Source organism: Salinicoccus sp. Marseille-QA3875, from assembly GCF_054950095.1.
Genome location: NZ_CM143103.1, coordinates 2438974 through 2463998, shown reverse-complemented (window position 1 = coordinate 2463998; position 25025 = coordinate 2438974). Strand labels below are relative to the sequence as shown.

Genomic DNA, 25025 nt, shown 5'->3' with positions numbered 1-25025 from the left:
ATATTCCCTCTCTTTATAAGAGAAATGGTGCAAGTACTGATAAAATAACTAGTATTATTGCTCCACCAATTCTAGATGAAATTTGAAGAAATGGCATTAATCCCATTCTTTCAGAAGCACTCAACACTGCGACATCTCCTGATCCACCCATATCTGCCAGACCTAAACCCGAGGATATTGCTGATTCTACAAAATAAAAACCTACTAGTAGACCAGCAAAACCTGCCACTAAGACTGCAATTGTCACTGTAATAATCGTCAGACTAATATAAGTGGGATTTGTTACAATATCAATTACTGCTACGAAATCGATCATGCCTGCACTGATAGAAACTAAAATAGCAGGTACCCACGCTTTTGTTATAAAATCATACCAACCTTCTGTCGAGTCTTCGACGGTACGAGGAAGAATATTAAATAACTTCAAAGCGGCTGCACCTAAAATTATCCATACGTAGTAATGAAATGTTGGTACAATGCTAGCCATAATCTGACCAAAAACGAAGATTGTTGTTGCCAATAGCATACCTACAGTTAAAGCATTAATACTGAAAGGAATTTCGATTTCTTTTTCACCAAATTTTATACTTGATTTTTTTCTTAAAATATCTCCTTCACCAGAAAAATTTGTAGGCATATATTTTTGCTTCCCTAATCCATTAAGGATCGCAGCTGCCAATATGGTAATGATGTTAGCAACCATTACTGCCGGAGCAATTTGACCAAGTATATCTCCAGCGGATTCACCAGAAGCAGATGACATAACTTCTGATAAAGGCACAGCTCCGGCTGCCATCCCCCCGCCCATAATAGGACCTACTACATAATATAAAGCATTAGAAAAGCCAAATCCCATCAAATGACCAACTACTCCTCCTAATAATAGTGTAAAAACAATAGTAGTTATCAGTGGGATAAAAAATCTAACTCCAATTTTCAGTAACATATCTCTGTCCATACTTAAAATACTACCAACGATGATTCCTGTAACCGCAAAATCTGAAAATCCTAAATCATTATAAAATGTATCAGTTAGATCAGCAACAGATTCTGGCAATATACTAAAGTGGATAAAAACTGCAGGAACTAATATACATAGTAGAGCTCCTCCACCAAATGTGTTGAAAATAGGTATCTGATTCCCTAACCACATAAGAAATAGGCCCATTGACATAGCAACAATTAATCCCCCTGCAAAGTTAACAGGCAAAACTTCTAAATACATCGCTATAACAATAACTGCGAACATTGGCAAGAATAACTTTAAATGCATTCCACCAATAGTCTTATCTAGTGAGTAGTTTGATTTTCTTTCCCCCATTAAATTCATCCCCTTTAATTCATCTATTTGTAAAGTCTTTTTATAATTTCATCAGTTACTTCAGAAGTAGTTTTATTACCACCAAGGTCCGGCGTCTGATATCCATCAGCAGTTACACTTTCAACTGTATTAAGTAAATGTTCAGCAATTTTTTCTTCTCCATTGAATTCCAATAGCATTTTCGCAGTCCAAATTTGACCGATTGGATTTGCAATTCCTTTACCAATTATATCCGGTGCTGATCCATGAACCGGTTCGAACATTGATGGATATTTTCCGTTCAAGTTTAAATTGGCAGCTGGAGCTATTCCTACACTTCCCATAATTGCGGCTCCAATATCTGTTAGAATATCACCGAATAAATTACTTGCTACAATTACATCAAATTTCTCTGGATGAGTAACAAAGAAAGCAGCCAGCGCATCTATATGTTGGGAGTCAGTGGTAATTTCTGGATTTTTTTGAGAAACTTCTTTAAAAATATCGTCCCAAAATGGCATGGTATGATAAATACCATTTGACTTAGTCGCGCTAGTAACATGACCTCTTCTTGATTTCGCTAAATCAAAAGCGAAATCCATAGCTTGAGTAGTACCTCTTCTTGAAAATATCGCATTTTGAATTGCTATTTCGTTCTCATCATGAAATATTCTCCCTCCGACTGAACTATATTCTCCTTCACTGTTTTCTCTTACCACCATTAAATCAAAATCTTTTGGATCTGAAAGTTTCGACGGTACTCCTTTGAGCAACTTAGCAGGTCTTACATTAATTTCTTGTTGAAATTCTCTTCTTAATTTTATAAGCAACCCCCACAAAGAAATGTGGTCCGGCACTTTATTAATATCACCTACTGCTCCTAAAAAAATACTGTCGAATTGGCTTAATTTGTCCAAACCCTCTTCAGGCATCATTGTTCCATGTTTCAAATAATAATCGCAGCTGTAAGGAAATTCTTCATATTCAAATTTCAATCCTCCATGAATTTCAGAAATCGCTTCCAAAACCCTTAAAGATTCAGGCACTACTTCTTCTCCAATCCCGTCACCAGGAATAACTGCTAATTTTAACTTCTTCATCATTCTTCCTCCATATGTTCGACAGTCGACTGTCGTTAGTATGTCTACATTTTATATCATAAAAGTATTAATTTCAATAATATTCTGTTTTTTGACAAAAAAATTGCACTATGAGAGTTTTTTTCTCATAGTGCAATTTCTTTTTTACTAAATTATGGTCTCTATAGTGCTATCTATCTCTAATATTTCAAATAAATGTTCAACATCTTGTTTTAAATGTTCTATCATTCTTTTTTCTGCTTTATTAGAATCCCTATTTTTAATATAATCAAATATTTCTTTATGTTGTTTTAAAATCTCATTCGGTCTCTTTTCACCAGAGATATTTTTATTTCTGTAGTAATTTATAAGTGCATTGATAATTTTATAATGCCTTATCAAAATTTCATTTCCACTCTTGTTAAGAATAATTCTATGAAATTTAATATTTTCCTCTATAATACTGATATTCGACGCTTCTTGTTCAATAAGCTTTTCTACTTGCACTAGACTATTTTTTAATTCTTCTATATCTTTATCTGTAGCAAACTCTGTGAAGTATCTGGTAGTGTAAGATTCAATTGCAGCCCTAAAAGCATACACTTCTTTTATATCTTTTACTGATGCTTCGTAGACAAATAGTCTTGTATTCTTAACCACGATTAATCCTTCATTTTCGAGTATACGAATTGCTTCTCTAACAGGACTTTTACTCACTTTAAACTCTTTACTTAATTGAGATTCAACGATTTTTTCACCTGGCTGAAAAGTGCCATCGAAAATCTTCTCTTTTATAATACTGTAAATCTTTAAATAATAAGGTTCATTTTTCTCCAATAAGTTTGTCACAATTTTACCTCTTAATCTTATTTTTATAATACTTGTACAGTGCACTGTGATCTTCTTCATGGATGTCAGGACTTTCAAGCAACTCTCTCATGATCTTTTTTGTTTGATTTGTAATCGGAATGTTCTTAGCAAAGTTTTCATCCACACTTTCAAATGCATTATTCAAATCTTTCATATGCAGTTTCATCTTAAAGCCCGGTTCATATTCTTCTTCCATCATCTTTTTGAATTTCGCATCCATCACAGTACTGCCTGCAAGACCTCCGCTGATTGCATTATAGACCGTATCCAGGTCAAGGTCCAATTCTTTCGCAAGGGTGATACCTTCTGAAAGTGCAATGATATTATTTGCAACCACTACTTGATTGACCAGCTTCACCGAGTTGCCCGACCCGACCGGACCAGTATGGACAATACTCGCACCCATATATTCCAAAATCGGTTTTATTTTAGTGAAAGTAGACGAGTCTCCGCCGGCCATTACCGAAAGTGTACCATCTGTCGCTTTTTCTTCTCCGCCGCTCACCGGGGCATCGATATATTGATGTCCATCCTTATTAATAGTATTGAATACTTCTTTACTTGTCTCAGGATTGATCGAACTCATATCAATGACAATTGTTTCCGGATTGAATTTTTTATATAATCCGCTGCCGATTACAACTTCTCTGACCTCTGCAGAATCAGGCAGCATTAAAATGATAACATCCGACTTTTCTGCAACTTCTCCGTAATCAGCTAGAACATTGGCTCCGTAGTTAGATAATTCATCATTCGTATCATCATTTGAACTGCTGATATAGACATTCTGTTTGTTCTTTAACAGATTGACACACATTGGTTTACCCATTATTCCAAGACCGATAAATCCGATGTTCATTGAATCACTCCTAGATTTCGTAGTTGGACACCATTTCCCATTCATGCATTTCATAATAACGCGCACCATTCACAATGTAAGGATCCTGTTTGACGAGTTCTTTTATTTCAGCCTGGTCTTTTCCTTTGTAGATCACAAGACCCCCTGCCCCATCCGTGAACCTGCCATTCATGATGATGACATCTTTTTCTCTTAAATCTTCAAGGAACTTTAAATGTTCATCTCTGTAATCCTTGCTTTTCTGCTCATCCAGCATCGGTAAAAATACTGCAAAGTATTTCATATCATTTACCTCCATTTTAATATAATACTATCAAACTTTTCAGTTTTTTTAAACATGTCATGTTATAACGTTGTTTAAATGAAATATCTCAGGAGGATAGCCCTACTGTTTAGTTAGCGACAATTCCATGAACAACTAAACACTGAGTGTCCTTTGCCGTTTAGTTAGATGCAATTCCATAGACAACTAAACGCTGAATGTCCTTTGCCGTTTAGTTAGCGACAATTCCAAAGATAACTAAACGCTGAGTGTCCTTTCCTGTTCAGTTAGCGACAATTCCAAGGACAACTAAACGCTGAGTGTCCTTTCCTGTTCAGTTAGCGACAATTCCAAGGACAACTAAACGCTGAATGTCCTTTCCTGTTCAGTTAGCGACAATCCCATGGACAACTAAACGGCAAAATATATTCATACATTCGAAAAACTGCTCATTCACACTGAATGAGCAGTTCATGATCAATTATTCTTCTATATCCAGATCGATATGCAGTTCTTTCAACTGCTCTTCCGAAACTGATGACGGTGCATTCATCATCAAATCGCTTGCGCTTGCTGTTTTAGGGAATGCAATGACGTCTCTGATGTTATCTGTTCCTGCAAGGAGCATTACGAAACGGTCGAAGCCGTAGGCGATGCCGCCGTGCGGCGGTGCACCGTATGTGAATGCTTCGAGAAGGAATCCGAACTGTTCGTCTCTTTCCTGATCGGTGAAGCCAAGTGCTCTGAACATTCTTTCCTGAAGTTCTTTGTCATGAATACGTATTGAACCGCCGCCGAGCTCATAGCCGTTCAAAACGATATCATATGCATTCGCCTTAACTTCTTCAGGTGCAGTTTCCAGCTTATCCTCATCTTCTTTTTTAGGAGATGTGAATGGATGGTGTGCTGCTGAATATCTGTCTTCGTCTTCGTCATATTCAAATAAAGGCCAGTCTGTAACCCAAATGAAGTTGTACTGATTTTTATCAAGTAGTTCCAGGTCTTTTGCCAATTTATTTCTAAGATTTCCAAGTGCTGCATGAACAACCTTTTTCTTGTCTGCAACAAACAGAACTAAGTCATTGGAATTGATATCCAGGAATTTCTTGAGTTCATCCTGTTTATCACCGTCGAAAAACTTGGCGATCGGCCCTGAAAATCCATCGTCTGTCGACTTCATCCATGCGAGTCCTTTTGCACCATGAATCTTGACAAAGCTCTCAAGTTTGTCAATATCTTTTCTTGAGTAGGCATCTGCTTTATCCGGCACAACGATTGCATTGACCAGACCGCCGCTATCGGCTGTCGCTTTAAAAACTTTGAAGTCGACTGTTTTACTGAATTCTGTAATATCCTGAAGATGCAGGTCAAAACGTGTATCCGGCTTGTCCACACCGTATTTGGCCATCGCTTCATCATAAGTGATTCTCGGGAATGGTGCAGTAATATCGATACCTTTAATGTCCTTCATCACCCGAGTGATCAATCTTTCATTCAGTGCAATGATATCTTCCTGATCAACAAATGATTGTTCGATATCGATCTGAGTGAATTCCGGCTGTCTGTCAGCACGTAGATCTTCATCTCTGAAGCACTTTACAATCTGATAATACTTTTCCATGCCTGACAGCATCAATAACTGTTTATAGATCTGAGGCGACTGCGGCAATGCAAAGAATTCACCCTCATGGACACGTGATGGTACAAGGTAGTCCCTTGCGCCTTCAGGCGTTGATTTGCTCAATACGGGTGTCTCTACATCAATAAAACCTTCCTGCCCCAGAAACGAATGAACACTCTGTTTAAGCTGGTGGCGCAGTTTTAAAGTATTTTGAAGCTTTGGACGTCTCAGATCCAAATATCTATATTTCAACCTGACATCTTCTGTCACCGTTTCATCCTGAATATGGAACGGTGGTGTTTTCGCTTTTGAAATGACTTCCACTTCTTCAACGATGATTTCAATCTTTCCTGTATCGATATTATCGTTTACCTGTGATTCGTCTCTTTGTGAAATCGTCCCTTTGACATCAATGACATATTCACTGCGGATATCTTCAGCAATCTTTAAAGCTTCCTTAGAAATTTCAGGATTAAAAACGATTTGAATGATGCCGCTGCGGTCACGCAGATCGATGAAAATCAATCCACCTAAATCACGTCGTCTCTGAACCCAGCCTGACAGATGGATCGATTCATTTATGTCTTTCTCAATCACTTCGGATACAAATATTCTTGTCATCATTAATCCTCCAAATATTTTACTAGTTCACTGATCTGAACGGTTTGTGTTTCACCATTCTGCATATTTTTCAGTTCTACCTGTCCTGTTTCAAATTCCTGATCTCCGAGCACGATTACATACTGTGCTCTTTTTCTGTCCGCATCTTTCATTTGGGCTTTTAACTTTCTCTGCTTATAATCCATATCTGCACTGATGCCTTCAGTTCTGAGTTCATGCAATAAAGTCCCCGCCTTATTGAATGAATTTTCATCCAAAGTGCAGACATACAGGTCAATGCCCTCTGGCTGTTCGAGTTCGATGCCTTCTGCTTCAAGCGCCAGGAGCAGTCGTTCAATGCTCATCCCGAAGCCGATGCCCGTTTCTTTCGGGCCGTCAAGGAGTTCAAGCAGACCGTTGTATCTGCCGCCGCCGCATAAGGTTGTTATCGCCCCGAATCCTTCAGCATTACTCATCAGTTCAAATGCTGTATGGGTGTAATAGTCCAGACCTCTGACCAGATTGTAATCGACTTCATAATCAATGCCGATTTCAGTCAGTTTCTCTTTCACTGTTTCAAAATACTCTTTTGATTCATCATTTAAAAAGTTATACATGACCGGTGCATTTTTTATCAATTCATGATCTCTGTCTTTTTTACAATCCAGAATTCTCATCGGATTCGTATCAATTCTATTTTGACAGTCTGAACAGAATTCATCAATGCGCGGTTTGAAGTGTTCGACCAAAGCATCATTATATGCTTTTCTGCTGTCGTGGTCTCCGATCGAGTTGATGTAAAGCTTCAGATTTCTCAAACCGAATGACTGATAGATATGCATCAGCATGCTGAGTACTTCCACATCGATTAGCGGATTCTCGACACCGATCGCTTCAACACCAAACTGAACAAACTGACGATATCTGCCTTTCTGTCTTCTTTCATATCTGAACATCGGTTCTTTATAAAATACCTTTACCGGCTGATTCACATCATGCTGCATTTTATTTTCAATGTAACTTCTTACTACCGGCGCTGTTCCCTCAGGTCTTAAAGTTATACTGCGTCCACCTTTATCTTCAAAAGTGTACATTTCCTTATTCACTATGTCGGTTGAACCGCCGACACCTCTGACAAATAATTCAGTAGATTCGAAAATCGGCGTTCTGATTTCCTGATAATTATAATTTGACGCAATCTCTCTCAGTTTATCTTCTATGATCTGCCACTTATAACTTTCGCCGGGCAGAATATCCTGTGTACCTCTTGGTATCTGAATCATAATATTCACTCCTTATTAAATAAAAAAAGCCCCTTATACCTGTTATGGTATAAGGGACGAAATCGTCGTGTTGCCACCCTAATTTGATCATTCCTTTAAGAAACAATCCTCTAACATGATAACGATTGCCACCGCCTGATATTAACAGGTTCATCTCCAAAGTGTCAGCAAATATATTTTAAAGGCGTTTACTTTCAGCAAGTGTAAACTCTCTGTGACCCCGTATGATATATTCTCTTCGGATAAATCGAATTTCGTTCATATTCATTTTTATGATAGTCATTTCGTTATTCAAAGTCAAGAGAATCAATTCAAATAATTATGAATGCCTTCAGTAATCGCCTGCGCCATCAAATCCTGATAATCTTCAGATGACAGCATCCTGTCATCAATTTCATTGCTCAAATAACCGAGTTCTATCAAAGTCGCCGGATAATCCAACTGCCAGGTTACTTGATAATTGGACTGCTTCGTTCCCCGGTTGCGAAAATTTGAATATTTATCCAGAGCTTCATTCATCGTCTCAGCAAATTCTTTCTGGTTATCATAAGTATAAAAAGTCGTGAATCCAGTAATCGATGGATCTTCCATGGCATCACTGTGGAGGCTTATGAACAGATCACCTTCGGCTTTTCGATCATCGAGTGAAGCGTATTCACCGTCGCCTCTCGTAAATTCTACATTGGCACCATTCGTCTCAAGTATATCCGCTGTTTTTTCAGCAATCGTATAAACAATTTCCGCTTCTGTCTTACTTGATACACTCGGTGCCCCCGGATCTTTTCCACCATGTCCCGGATCGATTATGATCGTTTCTCCTTCAAAAGAAACGTCTGGTTTCTGGTCGAAATCAATGACTATGGATTCTGATTCCGCCGCCCGTCCATTTTCATCACTGAATATGCCTGACTGAAATATAAAATATAATACTGTAACAATTAAAACAGCGGAAACCATGAAAAACAATGGAATCATATAAAGTGATTTTTTGTATTTTAAAAATTTAATTGTTGCTCCGAATACTTTTTTCATCCATTCTTTAATCATATTCATCAGATAATTTTTCCGTCCCTGGATTCATAAATTATTGTAATCGGCCCGTCATTATTAATCTGTACATTCATATGTTCTCCGAAGAAACCCTCTTTTACGGTTATTCCGAAAGAACTGAGAACCTCGTTGAATTCCTTGTATAGGCTGAGTGCCTTCTCACTTTTTGCAGCTTTTGTAAAACTCGGGCGATTCCCCTTTTTAGTATCAGCATAAAGTGTGAACTGTGATATGCTTAAAATTTCACCTTGGACATCGCTGATGGACAGGTTGATTTTCCCATCAGCATCTTCAAAGTTTCTTGATTTTGCAATTTTTTCTGCCAATTTCCTGGCGTCTTCTGAAGTGGAATCTTCACTTACACCTACAAGTAATAAATAGCCTTTGTTGATCTCATTGAATAGATCACTTTTAACGACCCGTGCATCAGAAACTTTCTGTAAAACCACTCTCATTTTTTCACCTCATTTAAATACGCGTTCCACGCTGTAAATATCTTTCAGCTGCTTGATCTTATCAACTATCCGGTACAGATCCGTCGTATTCTGCACCATTACAGATATGTTGACTCTTGCATATTTATCTACATCACTCTTTGCGTTCACGTGTGTGATTGGAAATTTCGTGCTTGCTATGACATTCAATATTTCATTGACCAGGCCGGTACGGTCAAAACCTTTGATTTCAAGATCAGCCTGATATTTACGATCTTTATTTTTATTTTTAACCCATTCAACATCGATAATCCGTTCTGTTTCATTGATGATATTCGGACAGTTCGAAACATGAACTTTAACACCGTGCCCTTTTGTAATATAGCCTGTTATATCATCACCGGGTATCGGGTTGCAGCATTTGGACAAGTTGATCAGAAGATTATCCATACCTTCTACATAAACCCCGGATTCTGTTGATATTTCCTTATAATGATGGCTGCGGTCGATTTCTTCGATCTCATTTGCAGTCGTGCCCTCGGCAGCTTTGAATTTCTCCATCAGCCGGTTGGTCACCTGCTGGGCAGTTACACCGCCAAAACCGATCATTGCAAATAGATCATCTTCATTATTCAGGTTGTATCTGTCCAACACGGGCTCGATAAATTTATCTTTCAGAATATCGTCCGGTTTATATTCACGTTTTTTAATTTCCGCTTCAACACCGAACCGCCCCTTTTCAATATTACTCGCTCTGTCCTGCTTTTTGAAAAAAGACCTGATTTTATTTTTAGAACTGCTGGATTTGACCAGTTTCAGCCAGTCCAGACTTGGACCATATGACTGCTTACTCGTTCTGATTTCTACGATATCGCCGGTTTCGAGAGTGTGATCGATCGTAACGATTTTACCATTCACTTTGGCGCCGATCATATGGTTCCCGACTTCCGAGTGGACCTGATAGGCAAAATCAATCGGTACTGCACCTTTAGGCAGTTCGACAACATCGCCGTTTGGGGTAAACACATATACTTTATCACTGAGCAGATCAGTCTTTAACGCTTCCATGAATTCTTCAGCATCCGGTGAAGACGTTTCCTGATCAACCAGATCTTTGAACCAGTTGATCCTGGAATCTTTCACTTTAACATCCTTGTTTTCTTTATAGGCCCAGTGTGCTGCAACCCCATGCTCTGCGATTTCATGCATTTCATGCGTTCTGATCTGTATTTCAAGCGGATCCCCCTGCGGCCCGACTACCGTCGTATGAAGAGATTGATACATATTCGGCTTAGGCATGGCTATATAGTCCTTAAAACGGCCGGGCAGCGGCTTCCATATCGTATGGATGACGCCGAGGACTGCGTAGCAGTCTTTAATATTTTCAACAAGCACTCTGACAGCCAGCAGATCGAAAATCTGATCAAACTGTTTGCTCTGCTTTTTCATCTTTTTATATATGCTGTATATATGCTTCGGTCTGCCTGACAAGGTACCTTCTATTTTTGTCTTATCCATTTCTGTTTCAATCTTATCAATAGCTTCATTGATGACTTCTTCACGTTCACTGCGTTTCTTTTTCATCATGCTGACGATTTTGAAATATTGTTTCGGTTCAATATACCTGAGTGCCGTATCTTCGAGTTCCCATTTAATGCTTGAGATACCCAGACGGTGAGCAAGCGGTGCATAGATTTCCAAAGTTTCAAGAGATGTCCGATATTGCTTTTCTTCCGGCATCGCTTTTAAAGTCCGCATATTGTGCAGTCTGTCTGCGAGCTTTACCAATATCACCCGGATATCTTTTGCAATTGCAACAAACAGCTTCCTGTGATTCTCCGCCTGTTGTTCCTGCTGAGAGCGATATTTCACTTTCTCCAATTTAGTTACACCGTCAACAATGATGGCAACTTCTTCGTTGAACATTTCAACAAGATCATCATGTGTGTAGACCGTATCCTCGACAACATCATGCAAAAAGCCTGCAATGATCGTCGGTCCGTCCAGTTTCAGCTCAGCTAAAATACCCGCGACCTGCACCGGATGAAGTATGTAAGGCAAGCCGCTTTTTCTAAACTGTCCATCATGTGCTTCAAATGCCAGCCCATAAGCTTTTTTAATCATATTCAGGTCGTTTTCCGACAAATAAGCTTTACACATCTTAAACACATCGTCTTTAGTATATGGATACTCTCTGCCCATCGGCTCACCACCTTCCACAATAAAATAGATAGACCCATCATACTACAATTTATAAAACAAAGAAACGCCGCTATTAAAAAAAGCCTGATTTAACAGACTTTTCTTAAGAATCATATGAGATTAATGATATGGTATCATATTCCTTCAGTTTTTCCATACCATTCAAATACTTCAATTCGATTAAAAAGGCAATGCCGACCACTATGCCGCCCAGTTCCTCGATGAGTTTGATCGTTGCTACGATGGTGCCGCCTGTAGCAAGCAGGTCATCCGTAATGAGCACACGCTGTCCCGGCTTGATCGCATCCTTGTGCATTGTCAGTACGTTTGATCCGTACTCAAGATCATATTCATACTTGATCACTTCGCGCGGCAGCTTGCCGTCTTTTCTGACAGGTGCGAATCCGATGCCCATGCTGTATGCAACCGGGCATCCTATGATAAATCCGCGGGCCTCCGGTCCGACAATGATATCCACCTCTTTTTCTCTCGCAAAGTCGACAATCTGATCGGTCGCATATCTGTATGCGTCCCCGCTGTCCATAATTGTTGTAATATCTTTAAAGCTCACGCCGTCTTTTGGCCAATTTGGTACTTCTGATACATAATCTTTAAGATTCATTATTTCCTCCATCATCTGCGATTAACCTTTTAATATAAGTTTTTAATTCCTGATTTGAAGACATTTTGAGTTTTGATTCCGATTGTATTTTATGTTCTATTGCAAATTTGACTTTCGAGTTTTCCATATCACTCTGAACAATTTCATCATCGGTGTCCTTCTTTATTATTATACCATTTTTCACTTCTATTTTCTCAAGTTCTTCAAGTATATCAGTGACCATCTTAAGTAATTTCATACTGATACTGAAATGATCTGCCCATCTGCCCGCATCTTCGATTAAATTGATTGTCCCGCTGTCCCGCTTACGGATGAGATCATAGACACCTTCAATCAGTTCAAAATCCGGTAAACCAGTGAAATAAAGCTCTTCTCTGTTGTTGAATATCATGATGATTTTTGACACATGTATATTTTTCAATGATAGTCTGAGTCGCTCCAGTGAGTCGGGCAGGTCTCTCAAAACCAGAGTCTCTATGGCAAAGGGCAGTTTTTCACCATAATGATAATAGTTCGGGCCTTTTTTCTCAGCACCATTTCTGATCATGAAATAGTCTTCCGAGGATATCATAGAGAAATTCTGATTCACTTTACTTCTCATATCAATGATCTGGACATTGGATATTTCCGCATCCTGAATGATCATCTGCAATGATCTTTTTGAATTGAACTCATTGATATTGACGGTGCCGACAAGACTGATTGTGTCTCCAACGGATACTTCATGGAACAGATGTCCGAAATTGAAGCCTATCGTATCGATGGATATATTCTGAAAAGTGATTTTAATATGGTTTTTATCCTTGCCGACCTGCTTCAGACTTTTTATACGTCCCTGATTGATCATGAAAATTGGACGATTGAAAGCCTGACCAAAAGGCTTCAGATTTTCAAATCGTTCAAACTCCGCAATTTTATACTCATCTTTTTCCACCATCAGATCAATATATTTTACCGGTCTGAGTGATAAACCCTGATCTTTGAAATATTGTTCAATGGAATGGCTGAAAGCCTCGATTTCATCTTTAGATACTTCTATACCAAACGCCTGAGAGTGCCCGCCTGCTTTCCTGACAAACGTATCAGTGTCCCTGATGATCTGCAGAAAATCGAGGCCTTCAATTGAGCGGGCAGATCCCCTGTAAGTTTCACCGTCCAGCGTCAGAACGATTGCCGGTTTACCATAGGCCTCATTCAACTTTGATGCGACGATGCCAATGACACCCGGGTGATAGTCATCGCTGTAGACGATGATGACATCTTCACTTTCTTTATACTTCGTATCTGCATCTTCGAATGTTTCCTGAACAAGCAGTTTTCGCTCACTGTTCAACTGCTCCAGTTCCGATGCGAGTTCGAAAGCTTCTGATTTATCTGTTGTAAGCAGCAGTTCGACTGCGATTGAAGCGTCTGCAATGCGTCCTGAACTGTTCAGTCTTGGTGCAATTCCAAAACCGATTGTTTCCTCATCCACAAGCCCACTATGTCCGGAGACGGACAATAAAGTCTGTATGCCGGTTGAAGGGTTGGAATTGATCTGTTTCAGACCATCGATGACGAGCCTTTTATTCTCATCGATGATGCTGACGAGGTCTGCGACCGTTCCGATTGCGACAAGACCGAGCATCTCTTCATCCTCCAGCCCGAGTGCACAGATCAGTTTGTATGTGATGCCGACACCGGCCAGATGTTTAAAAGGATAGTCTCCTTCTCCATGAGCCGCGTGGACAATGATTGCGTCCGGCAGTGTTTCGCCAAATTCATGATGATCCACGACGATGACGTCTGTGCCCTGCTGTCTTAAATATTCTATTTCATCCACTGCGGAAATACCGTTGTCCACCGTAATCACCAGATCATAAAGACCCACAACCTGTTCTTCAAAGAGTCTGATGTTCGGGCCGTAGCCGTCATCGATCCGGTTAGGGATAAGGTAATCCACATTTTGACCAGCTTTTTTAAGCGCCATATATAAAATCGCGGTACTGGTGATTCCATCTGCATCAAAGTCTCCGTAAATAAGAATGCGGTCATCACTGTTCAAAGCATCTTCAATTCTTTTCACAGCCCGGTCTATATGATAAACGGCATGGAAGTCATAAATTTCAGTATCGTAAAGCTGGACAAGGTCTTGGTCGGTGACGTACCCCCTGTTTTCAAGAATACGCTGTTCAAGTTCATTAAGACGGTATTTATCAATCAGTTCCTGTGGCATATCATCGTCACTTTTACGGACTTTCCATTCATATTTTGACTTAAACATAATAAACACCCTTTAAAAAATGCCCGGAAAATCCAGGCATTTTAAAATAATATTATACTAATATTTTTTCATCGTTCGTTTTCGTCTCTTCATGGACGACCAGTTCGCCGCCATTTTTTCTAAGCTGGCGTTTCTTCAGGATACCCCATAATTGAATGGCGATGAAGAAAGAGGAATAGACCCCGCTGACCAGGCCGATAAGAAGGCCGAGACTGAAGCCGAATATCGCGCTGCTCCCGAACAGTACAAGAAGCAATACGACGATTACTACTGTCAGTACAGTATTGATCGAACGTGTCGCAGTCTGTCTGAGAGAACGGTTGATAATTATATCTATCGTTTCCTCGCTCTTAATCACCTTGACCTTGCGCAGGTTTTCCCTGATTCTGTCGAGCGTCACAATCGTATCATTGATGGAGTAACCCACAATGGTCAGCACTGCGGCGATGATTGTTATATCCACTTCTATTCTGAAGATGGAAAATACTGCAATCATGATGAATACATCATGCATCAGAGCAACTACTGCAGGCAGTGCCATGCGCCATTCGAAACGGATGGTCGCATAGGCGATGATTCCAAGAGATGCAATCAATAGAGCCAGCGCTGCATTTTGGGCGAGTTCCTTACCGATAACAGGACTCACTGTACTGATCATAGGTGTTGCACCGTACATTTCATCGAACGTATCCTGCATTGCGGTGACATCTTCCTGTGATAAGTCAGTAGTATATCTCGCAACGACAGTATTTTCACCCGATGTCGTAATACTTTCCGGTTCGATGCCGAGCTCCGTCAATGTATCTTCCACCTCATCGACATCCGCTTCATCGGATATTTCTATATCCGCCCGTGTACCACTCGTAAAATCAACACCGAGATTCAGATTGAATATGGCAAGCGCACCTGAACCCAGTATTAATAATGCAATACTGAAAGCGAAGAATTTTTTAGTATGCTTCACAAAATCAAAACGGTCCCATGGTGTGGTCAGATCTTCTATATCTTTTCCTTCACTCAGTTTGTATCTGCTTTTCTCCTTTATGCCGAACAGCCATAATTTATTATTAAGGAACCCCGAATGGATGAGCAGCCTCATCATTACCCGTGTCAGGAAAACAGCTGTTACAAAACTCATCACAATTGACAGTATCAGCATTGTCGCGAAACCTTTGACGCTGCTCGTACCGAATGCAAACAATACAAGACCGGCAATCAATGTAGTGATATTCGCATCCAAAATGGTCCATATCGAATTCTGTGCCGCTTTTTTATATGCCTTCTTGATGCTCCTGCCTATTCTGAGCTCGTCTTTCAGCCGCTCATAAAGGATGATGTTCGCATCAACAGCCATACCGACACCGAGAATCAATGCTGCGATACCCGGCAGTGTCAAAACACCGTTAATCATGTTGAACCCGAAAACTGTCAGATATATGTAGACGAATAAAGTCACAGTCGCAACGACACCCGGCAGTCTGTAAAAGGCGATCATATAAATGAAAACAAGTGCTATTCCGATGGCACCTGCAAAAATCGTTTCCTGCAGAGCCTGCTCACCAAACTGTGCCCCTACCGACGTCGAATAGATTTCATTCAATTCAACAGGCAGAGAACCTGAGTTCAGCAATGATGCAATGTTTTGTGCACGCTCAACACCTTCCTGACCGTCAAATCCACCGGAGATCATGACCTCGCTCGAGTTGATCGGTTCACTTACGGTCGGAGCGGATACGAACTTCGGATTTTCTTTCTGTGCTTCTTCTCTGAATGAGTCTTCACCTTCGACGAAGTCCATCCAGATGACCATCATGTTTTCACCCTGTGGTCTTTCGGATATCTCTTCGGTGACTTCTCTGAACTTATCAGCGCTCTGAAGTTCCAAAGTGACCATCGCATTATTGAATTCATCGAAATTCTGGGAAGCTCCGCCTTCAACGAGATCCGAACCGGATAACAGAACGTTATCCTCAACGTCGCGTATTGTCAGTTCCGCCTGTGTGCTGAGAAGTTCTCTCGCTTCAGTCTGGTCTTCTACACCCGCGAGCTGGACCCTGATCCTGTTGCCTTCTTCAATCTGTATATTCGGTTCCGACACTCCGAGTACGTTTACTCTGGAGTCCAAAGTACTGGCGGTACTGCTGACAGCAGTATCATCGATTTCGTCCCCTTCGTTCAGGGGTTCGACTTCATACAAAACTTCAAAACCGCCCTGCAGGTCGAGACCGAGGTTGACATCTTCACCGACATCGTCTGCCGTCAAAGCAACAACGGTGATCAGCCCGATACTCACAGCTAAAGCAATTAATATGTAGCTTATTTTATTTCTCAAATATGACACCTCTATTTTTCACAACTTAACATTACTATTATAACGTTAATAATATCAAATTAAAATACAAAAGCCGACACCAGGTGTCGACTTTGTGTTATTGAACTACTTCTTTTAATGCAACTCTTTCGAATTTAAGTACGGTGCCCCGGTCATCTGTAAGAATATACATATGTTTCTGGTCAAATGACTCGACACGGCCGTGTACGCCGCCGATAGTAATGACGTCGTCTCCTTTTTGAAGTCCCGCCTGCATTTCCTGGACTTGCTTCTGTTTCTTTTGTGCCGGGCGGATCATCAGAAAGTACATCACTAAGATGATTGCAATAAAAGGTAATAATGGCATTAGAAATTCCATTCTTTCTCAAACACTCCTCTAAAAGTTTTTCGGATTTTTTACATTCAATCCATATGAGTCGAAAAACGCTTCTTTAAAATCTGATAAACTATCATTTAAAATCGCACTTCGAACATCTTCCATCAATTTTAACAGAAAATACAAGTTATGATAAGTAGTAAGTCTGAGTCCGAGTATTTCATTCGCTTTTATAAGATGACGAAGGTATGCTTTACTGTAATTTTTACATGTATAGCAATCACAATTCGGATCAAGCGGTGTAAAATCTCTTTCAAACTTTTTATTTTTAACGACTACCCTTCCCTGTGAAGTCATCGTCGTGCCGTTTCTTGCGATTCTTGTCGGCAGGACACAGTCAAACATGTCCACCCCGCGGATGACGCCTTCAATCAGTGCATCAGGCGAACCGATTCCCATCAGATAACGGGGTTTATTTTCAGGCAGTAAAGGTATTGTATGTTCAAGCATTCTGTACATGACCGGTTTTGGTTCACCGACGGAAAGGCCGCCGATTGAATAGCCCGGAAAGTCCATACTCACAAGATCTTTGGCACTTTGTGCACGCAGATCTTCATACTCGCCGCCCTGAACGATGCCGAACAGCGCCTGATGCTTGTCATGACCTTTTTTCAAATGGTGCTCGAGCCCTCTTTCAGCCCACCTCGAAGTTCTTTCAAGCGAATCTTTGACATAACTGTATTCAGCAGGAATGGGCGGACACTCATCAAATGACATCATGATGTCCGAACCGAGGTCATGCTGGATATCCATCGCACCTTCAGGACTTAAAAACAGTTTTGAGCCGTCCAGATGGCTTCTGAAATGGACACCCTCTTCTTTGATTTCACGCGAGTCACTCAAACTGAATACTTGGAAACCGCCGGAATCAGTTAAAATCGGTTTGTTCCAGTTCATGAATTTATGAAGGCCGCCCGCTTCTCTGATTATATCATTACCGGGGCGCAGCCACAGATGATATGTGTTGGACAAAATAATCTGGCTGCCGATGTCTGCGAGTTCTTCAGGTGTCATAGATTTTACGGTCGCCAGTGTTCCGACAGGCATGAATATCGGGGTATCGATTACACCGTGCGGTGTATGCAGTTTACCCAGACGTGCGCCCGTCTGTTTACAAGTTTTAATATGTTCATAACGAATTGCCATCTTCGGCACCTCCATGAATGATCATCGCATCTCCAAAACTGAAGAAACGATAATGATTATTAACAGCATGCTGATAGGCCTTCAAAATCATCTCTCTGGAACAAAAAGCACTTACCAGCATGACGAGTGAAGATTTCGGCAGGTGGAAATTGGTAATGAGCACATCCACCGCCTTATATATAAACCCAGGATAGATGAAAATATCCGTAAATCCACTGGAAGCCTTGAATGTATCATGTCTATCCATGATCGTTTCAAGCGTTCTTGTACTTGTCGTTCCGACACTGATGATCTTGCCGCCATTTTTTTTGGCCTTATTCAGTACATCTGCAGTTTCATCAGACATCATATAGTACTCTGAATGCATTTTATGATTCTCGATCGTTTCTGCACTGACGGGACGGAATGTGCCCAATCCCACATGAAGAGTTATCGTCACGATTTTCACACCGGCATTTTTTATTTCATCCAGCAGTTCATTTGTAAAATGAAGACCGGCAGTCGGGGCAGCGGCAGAACCAGTCTCTTTCGCATATACCGTCTGGTATCTGTCTTTATCTTCCAGTGTTTCTTTAATATACGGAGGCAGCGGCATTTCGCCGAGAGCATCCAGTACGTTTTCAAGAATGCCGTCATGATGTAATTTCATATGACGTATGCCTTCTTCGAAAACACCTGTACATTCAGCAATAAGTTCACCATTGCCGAATACAACTTTAGTGCCCACTTTCACCTTTTTTGCGGGACGGATCAATACTTCATATCCCTCTTGCACAGGTGTGAGGAGCAGCATTTCAATCTTTGCGCCGGTATCTTCTTTAACGCCATACAAGCGGGCAGGCAGTACTTTAGTGTCATTCAATACCAGTACATCTCCTGCCTTGAAATACTTTAAAACATCATTGAAAGTATTGTCTTCTATTTGTCCGTCTGTCTTATCCAGAGCCAGGAGACGGCTGCTTGACCGGTCTTCAAGCGGCGTCTGGGCAATCAATTCTTCCGGTAAATCGAAATCAAATTCCTCAAGCTTCAAAATCATTCCTCATTTCTAAAGAAAATCTACTTGCTGTCATCTTTAAAATATTCATAGCTTTTTGCTGTTGCTTTCCGCCCTCTGGGTGTACGCTCAAGAAAGCCCTGCTGGATTAAAAATGGTTCATATACATCAAGCAGGGTGACCACTTCCTCACCTATGGATACAGCCACTGTCTCCAGCCCGACGGGCCCGCCGCCGTATGTATTGATGATCGTATTCATTATACGGTGGTCAACAGGGTCGAGTCCCATCGAATCGACTTCCAGTACTCGGAGCGCATGGTTTGTCGTTTCCATTGAAATGGATTTTTCGTCTTTGACGATTGAAAAGTCCCTGACACGGCGCAGCAGCCTGTTTGCGATTCTCGGCGTCCCTCTCGACCGTTTCGCCAGTTCGACAGCGCTGTCGGAATCAATATCCACATTAAAGATTTCCGATGTTCTTTCAACTATCGTAATCAGGCTGTCCAGATCATAGTATTCCAGTCTTAACTGAACACCGAAACGGTCACGGAGCGGCGCGCTCAAACTGCCGAAGCGCGTCGTCGCCCCCACCAGTGTGAAAGGCGGCAGATCGATGCGGATACTTCTCGCTTCTTCACCTTTACCGATGATGACATCGATGAAGAAATCTTCCATCGCCGAATAAAGAATTTCTTCGACTGCGCGGGGAATTCTATGAATCTCATCGATGAATAAAACATCCCCCGGTTCCAGGCTGGATAATATCGCAGCGAGATCACCCGCTCTTTCTATTGCCGGACCTGAAGTAGACCGGATATTGACTTCCATTTCATTCGCAATGATATTAGATAAAGTCGTCTTCCCAAGACCGGGCGGGCCATGTAAAATGACATGGTCCAAAGCTTCTTCCCGGATTTTGGCAGCCTGTATGAAAACCTGCAAGTTGTTTTTCATCGCATCCTGCCCGATATACTGTTTTAAGTACTCGGGACGGAGTGACATTTCAACTTCCAGATCCTCATCCATTTGATGTTCATCTAAAATTCTGTCATCATGCTCTGACATAATAACACCTCTATTGAACTAATAATTTCAATCCTGATTTCACTGCTGCATCGACAGATTCAAAACTCTCCGTCTGCAGTTTCTTATCCACTTTTGACAGTTCTCTCTTACTGTAGCCGAGTGCCTCAAGTGCAAGCATCGCTTCTTTGACATAATCATTATCCGACGTGGATACTGCCATTTTACCGCTCGCAGCAAGCTTGCCTTTCAAATCAAGTATGATCTGACTGGCAGTTTTTTTGCCGATACCCGGGAATTTGCTCATGTAGGTCTGATCTTCGTTTTCTATCGCCGTAATGACTTCATCCGGAGTGCTCGCCGCCGATATGGCAAGTGCACTTTTCGGACCGATTCCCTTTACTTTGAGCAGATTTTGAAACAGCTGCTTTTCTTCCATATTTTTAAAGCCGTACAAAGTATGACTGTCATCCCTGACGATCAGCTCTGTATATACTTTCAATTTAGTGCCTTTATCTTTTTCGAAACGAAAAGGATTCGGGACATGAATTAGATAGCCCACACCCGACACATCGACTGTGATATTGTGCGGGGATACAGTTTCAATTGTACCTTCTATATACTGATACATTTCCTCACCTATTCTACAAATTCAAATTCTCCGCCAAGTATCCTTACAGTGTCTCCTGTCTGGATACCTCTTTCTCTAAGTGCGTCATCAATACCCATTGAGCGCATTTGACGGGCAAATCTTCGAACTGCTGCATCTCTGTTAAAGTCTGTCATTATGAATACTCTTTCAATCGTCGGTCCACTGACTACAAAGGCACCGTCATCATCACGGCTGATCTTGAATGCATCAGGATCTTTTTCATGACGGTAGACGACACGCTCTTCCGTTTCATCGAGCGCTACTTCTTCCTCATCGCTTGCATCCAGAACATCCGCCACTCTATAAAGCAGCGGCTGAAGATTACCGCTTGTTGCTGCAGAAATTGCAAAAATCTCTTTATCTTCGCCCACTTCCTGCTTGAAGAGATCGATGACCTCTTCATCTTCAAGTAAATCTATCTTATTCAGAACGATAATTTCAGGACGTTCCAGCAGTGCCGGGTTATATTCTCCAAGTTCCTGCCTGATCGTATGGTAGTCCTGTACAGAGTCACGGCCTTCAGACTCACTGATATCGACCACATGCACGATGACTTTCGTCCTCTCCACATGTCTCAGGAACTGGTGACCCAGGCCGGAACCTTCTGCTGCACCTTCAATCAGACCCGGCAGATCTGCCATGACAAAAGAACGCCCGTCACCGGATTGGACCACACCCAGGTTAGGTGCAATCGTCGTGAAATGATACGCGCCGATTTTCGGTTTTGCTCTCGATACACTGTTTAGAATCGTCGACTTCCCTACACTCGGGAAACCGACGAGACCGACGTCTGCCATCAATTTCAATTCAAGTGTCACTTCGAACTCTTCGCCCGGTTCACCGTTTTCCGCGAAATCCGGTGCAGGATTCCTGCTGGATGCGAAGCGTGAGTTGCCGCGGCCCCCGCGGCCGCCTTTAGCGACCACTGCCTGCTGGCCATGTGTAGTTAAATCGGCAACTGTTTCATCATCTTCCGCTTTTTTTATGACAGTACCCGGCGGCACTTTTAAAATAAGCGGTTCACTGTTTTTACCGTGCATATTGGAACTCATGCCGTTTTCTCCGCGTTTCGCTTTAAAATGACGCTGATAACGGAAGTCCAGCAAAGTTCTCAATCCTTCATCCACTTCGAAAATAATGCTTGCTCCGTCACCGCCGTCACCGCCGGCCGGTCCACCCATCGGAACATACTTCTCTCTTCTGTAGGCGACTAAACCATTACCGCCGTCACCTGATTTTAAAAATATTTTGACCTGATCTACGAACATATTTTCACCTCAATTACTTTAATATTATATCACTGATATAAAGACTATGTATCAATATATCATCCTGCAATTCATTCAAAATAAAAAGCACCAGCAGTAGCTGATGCTTTTAGTAACAAAATTATTTTGCTTCCTGATAAACAGAAACACGTTTTTTGTCGCGACCAAAACGTTCATATTTAACTACGCCGTCAATTTTTGCAAATAATGTATCATCGCCACCGCGACCAACATTTTCACCCGGATGAATTTTAGTACCGCGCTGACGGAATAAAATAGATCCACCTGAAACGAATTGACCATCCTGTCTCTTCGCACCTAAACGTTTTGACTCTGAGTCACGGCCGTTTCTTGTTGACCCAACCCCTTTTTTCGATGCGAAAAACTGTAAGTTTAACTTTAGCATGTTACTCACCTCACATATATTCTATTCTTATATAATCGTTATATTCTTCTTCAATAGTTTTTAATGAAATGACCATTGCCTTCAGAAGCGTCTGCAGTTTTTCATCATTTGGATTTTCAACACTGAATTCCAAATATCCGCCGTCATCATCCAATTTTATATCCGGATCTGCATCCGTCATCGAGATGATGGCATTGACGTTTCCAAAAACGACTGCTGAAGCTCCGGCACAAACAATGTCTTTCCCATATTCATCAAAGTCAGCATGGCCGTTCATATCAAAAGATACAACCTGTCCAGCATCATTTTCCCGAATATTGACTTCAATCATTAAGCTTCAATCTTTTCGATAGTCAATTTTGTATAAGGCTGACGATGACCTTGTTTACGCTTATAGTTCTTTCTGCGCTTGAATTTGACAACTGTAATTTTCTTACCGCGACCGTGTTTTTCAACTTTCGCAGACACAGTTGCACCTTCAACTGTTGGTGCGCCGACTTTAACGCTGTCTCCACCAACTAAAAGTACTTTGTCAAAAGTAAAAGTTGCGCCTTCTTCTGCTTCTATCTTTTCAACAAAAATAGTCTGGCCTTCTTCTACTTTAACCTGCTTACCGCCTGTTTCGATGATTGCAAACATACTTACACCTCCTGATTTTAATTAAGACACGCCATCCATAGGTGGAACAAGTCACTTTGACCCATGATTGTGCGGTTGATGTCTGTTAAATCATCAACTTCTAGATTATAGCAACCCGCCTGATTTAAGTCAATGTTTTGGCAGGAAGTTTTTACGTACTTTCGAACTCTTCAAAGTGATCACGAATACAAGCATAAACAACAGCGCATTGATGATCAGGCTCGGCACCGCCCTGAGAGCCATATAATCAAACACCGGCATGTTGACCAGCCCCAGTATGCTGTAGATCAGATATACATAGGCATCATACAAAAAAGTCAACGAAAGGACGACAAATGCCATCGCAACAAAGTCTTTATAGAAGACTCTGAATGCAGTGTGCATGAAGAATACAAATGCAACCATGCCAAAAGTATGTACACCATAGACAAGACCGCTGTATATATCTATCAATACCCCGAATACAATCGCAATGAAACCGCTGATTGATGGATTAACGTAAATTGATAACAGCAATATATACATCAGCAGTAATTTAGGTACGGTATAAACCGTCAGCTGACTGATTTCAAAAGGACTGAATTCTGCGAATAAAAAATCACCGTACATTAATAGAAGGGCCGTTATGAATATCACAATTATCCTCATATTAATCTCCCATTGATTCCGGATTCCGTTCCAGAACAAAAACGACATCAACATCGGATGGATCACTTGAAAGCTGGATGAAAGCATTCTGACTCAGGCCGTGCTCATCATTTTCAACTTCCATTACCTCACCGACAATCAGCCCCTCAGGAAAGTCACCGACCAGTCCACTTGTAAATACTTCATCTCCGGCTTCCACCGTCGCATTATTTTTTATATTATCTATGACAAGCAGCCCTCTCTCACTGTCATAGTGATCGATTGCACCGTAAACCGTTTCATCTTCATGCCGGATCTCCACCGACAGGTTATTTTGAGAGACATTTGTCGTAATCATCTCTACAAAGCTCGAATTGCCGTTGACCCTTTTGATCATTCCCACCAGACCTTCAGGAGTCATGACAGCCATGCCCTCTTCTATACCGTCATTCTCACCCTTATCGATTGTGAAATTGTTCAGCCACTGATCCTGAGAGCGGGAAATCACCCTTGAATTGATCGTGTCATATTCTCTTTTAGAGCTGACTTCAAGTGCATCCCTGAGTTTCTCATTTTCTGCTTCGAGACGTTCAATGTCAGAGTACATCTGCGGCACCATTTCGAGCTGGGATTTCAGCACTTCGTTTTCATTAGAGGCACCGAAAAGACCTGTAAAATTACTGAATACATTGGAAACGAATTGAACAGGTGCACCGATGATGGACTGGGAAGCAGCCACAGTGTCGCCGGTAAATTGTTCAGCTTTAGTCGTTGATTCTCTATCAGTCATCGAAAAGCCGATAAATAAAATCAATATTATGATACCGAATAAAATAAGAAGCATTTTATTTCTGTTAAAAAGTTTATTCACTGAGCACTCCTCCAGTAAACCGTGTATATAACAGAATACCATATATTAATATGGTTAAGAAATATCTTTATAACGAAAATTTTACAAAAAGAGGGGCCGGATTTACCGGCCCCTGTTAAAAAGATAATAATATAATATATGATATCTAGAACGAGAGTTCTATCAAAAGGTTTTGTTGACTAAACAAGTGACCTTGTTATGTTAAAGTCATTATAATTATATGGTAACGATTTATTCAACA

The 25025-nt window shown here is 41.1% G+C and carries 24 protein-coding genes and 1 other annotated feature; all 24 genes read right to left on the bottom strand.

Annotation, left to right across the window (positions count from 1 at the left end; translation table 11 throughout):
* Nucleotides 1-13: 13 nt before the first annotated feature.
* A complete protein-coding gene (locus ACY8DT_RS12480; protein WP_462420637.1) occupies nucleotides 14-1321 on the bottom strand; it encodes a 2-hydroxycarboxylate transporter family protein in 1308 nt (435 codons plus the stop codon).
* A gap of 23 nt (nucleotides 1322-1344) precedes the next feature.
* Nucleotides 1345-2400, bottom strand: coding sequence for a tartrate dehydrogenase (locus ACY8DT_RS12475; protein ID WP_462420636.1), 1056 nt, complete (start codon nucleotides 2398-2400; stop codon nucleotides 1345-1347).
* Nucleotides 2401-2547: 147 nt separating this feature from the next.
* Entirely contained in the window at nucleotides 2548-3228 is a 681-nt protein-coding gene (locus tag ACY8DT_RS12470) for a GntR family transcriptional regulator (RefSeq protein WP_462420635.1), read from the bottom strand.
* 4 nt (nucleotides 3229-3232) lie between these two features.
* The gene (locus ACY8DT_RS12465) at nucleotides 3233-4108 is read right to left on the bottom strand and encodes an NAD(P)-binding domain-containing protein (protein ID WP_462420634.1); all 876 of its coding nucleotides are present in this window, start codon (nucleotides 4106-4108) and stop codon (nucleotides 3233-3235) included.
* Nucleotides 4109-4118: 10 nt separating this feature from the next.
* A complete protein-coding gene (locus ACY8DT_RS12460) occupies nucleotides 4119-4391 on the bottom strand; it encodes a YciI family protein (protein WP_462420633.1) in 273 nt (90 codons plus the stop codon).
* Nucleotides 4392-4851: 460 nt separating this feature from the next.
* The gene (gene aspS / locus ACY8DT_RS12455; RefSeq protein ID WP_462420632.1) at nucleotides 4852-6612 is read right to left on the bottom strand and encodes an aspartate--tRNA ligase; all 1761 of its coding nucleotides are present in this window, start codon (nucleotides 6610-6612) and stop codon (nucleotides 4852-4854) included.
* 2 nt (nucleotides 6613-6614) lie between these two features.
* A complete protein-coding gene (hisS, locus tag ACY8DT_RS12450) occupies nucleotides 6615-7874 on the bottom strand; it encodes a histidine--tRNA ligase (RefSeq protein WP_462420631.1) in 1260 nt (419 codons plus the stop codon).
* Between the two features lie 306 nt (nucleotides 7875-8180).
* Nucleotides 8181-8927, bottom strand: coding sequence for an N-acetylmuramoyl-L-alanine amidase family protein (locus ACY8DT_RS12445; protein WP_462420630.1), 747 nt, complete (start codon nucleotides 8925-8927; stop codon nucleotides 8181-8183).
* Nucleotides 8927-9379 (bottom strand): D-aminoacyl-tRNA deacylase, encoded by a 453-nt coding sequence (gene dtd / locus ACY8DT_RS12440; protein ID WP_462420629.1) that lies wholly within the window; start codon nucleotides 9377-9379, stop codon nucleotides 8927-8929. The genes ACY8DT_RS12445 and dtd overlap by 1 nt, the downstream gene beginning before the upstream one ends.
* Before the next feature lie 9 nt (nucleotides 9380-9388).
* Nucleotides 9389-11560 carry a RelA/SpoT family protein gene (locus ACY8DT_RS12435; protein ID WP_462420628.1) on the bottom strand — a complete coding sequence of 724 codons (2172 nt, stop codon included), beginning with the start codon at nucleotides 11558-11560 and terminating at the stop codon, nucleotides 9389-9391.
* A gap of 103 nt (nucleotides 11561-11663) precedes the next feature.
* Nucleotides 11664-12182, bottom strand: a complete 519-nt coding sequence (locus tag ACY8DT_RS12430) for an adenine phosphoribosyltransferase (RefSeq protein ID WP_462420627.1) — start codon at nucleotides 12180-12182, stop codon at nucleotides 11664-11666.
* A complete protein-coding gene (recJ, locus tag ACY8DT_RS12425; RefSeq protein WP_462420626.1) occupies nucleotides 12172-14445 on the bottom strand; it encodes a single-stranded-DNA-specific exonuclease RecJ in 2274 nt (757 codons plus the stop codon). Before recJ ends, ACY8DT_RS12430 begins: the two co-directional genes overlap by 11 nt.
* Before the next feature lie 52 nt (nucleotides 14446-14497).
* Nucleotides 14498-16777: a protein translocase subunit SecDF gene (gene secDF / locus ACY8DT_RS12420; protein ID WP_462420625.1), complete on the bottom strand. Its 2280-nt coding sequence runs from the start codon at nucleotides 16775-16777 to the stop codon at nucleotides 14498-14500.
* A 97-nt stretch (nucleotides 16778-16874) separates the two neighbouring features.
* The gene (yajC, locus tag ACY8DT_RS12415) at nucleotides 16875-17135 is read right to left on the bottom strand and encodes a preprotein translocase subunit YajC (protein WP_462420624.1); all 261 of its coding nucleotides are present in this window, start codon (nucleotides 17133-17135) and stop codon (nucleotides 16875-16877) included.
* An 18-nt stretch (nucleotides 17136-17153) separates the two neighbouring features.
* Nucleotides 17154-18299 (bottom strand): tRNA guanosine(34) transglycosylase Tgt, encoded by a 1146-nt coding sequence (gene tgt, locus ACY8DT_RS12410; RefSeq protein WP_462420623.1) that lies wholly within the window; start codon nucleotides 18297-18299, stop codon nucleotides 17154-17156.
* Nucleotides 18283-19332, bottom strand: coding sequence for a tRNA preQ1(34) S-adenosylmethionine ribosyltransferase-isomerase QueA (queA, locus tag ACY8DT_RS12405; protein WP_462420622.1), 1050 nt, complete (start codon nucleotides 19330-19332; stop codon nucleotides 18283-18285). Before queA ends, tgt begins: the two co-directional genes overlap by 17 nt.
* Before the next feature lie 26 nt (nucleotides 19333-19358).
* Nucleotides 19359-20363: a Holliday junction branch migration DNA helicase RuvB gene (ruvB, locus tag ACY8DT_RS12400; RefSeq protein WP_462420621.1), complete on the bottom strand. Its 1005-nt coding sequence runs from the start codon at nucleotides 20361-20363 to the stop codon at nucleotides 19359-19361.
* 10 nt (nucleotides 20364-20373) lie between these two features.
* Nucleotides 20374-20952, bottom strand: coding sequence for a Holliday junction branch migration protein RuvA (gene ruvA / locus ACY8DT_RS12395; RefSeq protein ID WP_462420620.1), 579 nt, complete (start codon nucleotides 20950-20952; stop codon nucleotides 20374-20376).
* A gap of 8 nt (nucleotides 20953-20960) precedes the next feature.
* A complete protein-coding gene (obgE, locus tag ACY8DT_RS12390; RefSeq protein WP_462420619.1) occupies nucleotides 20961-22241 on the bottom strand; it encodes a GTPase ObgE in 1281 nt (426 codons plus the stop codon).
* A 121-nt stretch (nucleotides 22242-22362) separates the two neighbouring features.
* Nucleotides 22363-22647, bottom strand: a complete 285-nt coding sequence (gene rpmA, locus ACY8DT_RS12385) for a 50S ribosomal protein L27 (protein WP_462420618.1) — start codon at nucleotides 22645-22647, stop codon at nucleotides 22363-22365.
* Nucleotides 22648-22657: 10 nt separating this feature from the next.
* Nucleotides 22658-22978, bottom strand: a complete 321-nt coding sequence (locus ACY8DT_RS12380) for a ribosomal-processing cysteine protease Prp (RefSeq protein WP_462420617.1) — start codon at nucleotides 22976-22978, stop codon at nucleotides 22658-22660.
* Nucleotides 22978-23286: a 50S ribosomal protein L21 gene (gene rplU, locus ACY8DT_RS12375; RefSeq protein WP_462420616.1), complete on the bottom strand. Its 309-nt coding sequence runs from the start codon at nucleotides 23284-23286 to the stop codon at nucleotides 22978-22980. Before rplU ends, ACY8DT_RS12380 begins: the two co-directional genes overlap by 1 nt.
* Nucleotides 23287-23300: 14 nt before the next feature.
* Nucleotides 23301-23373 (bottom strand) — a sequence feature (ribosomal protein L21 leader region).
* Nucleotides 23374-23415: 42 nt separating this feature from the next.
* Entirely contained in the window at nucleotides 23416-23934 is a 519-nt protein-coding gene (gene mreD, locus ACY8DT_RS12370; protein ID WP_462420615.1) for a rod shape-determining protein MreD, read from the bottom strand.
* Nucleotide 23935: 1 nt separating this feature from the next.
* Entirely contained in the window at nucleotides 23936-24784 is an 849-nt protein-coding gene (gene mreC / locus ACY8DT_RS12365) for a rod shape-determining protein MreC (RefSeq protein WP_462420614.1), read from the bottom strand.
* Between the last annotated feature and the right edge of the window lie 241 nt (nucleotides 24785-25025).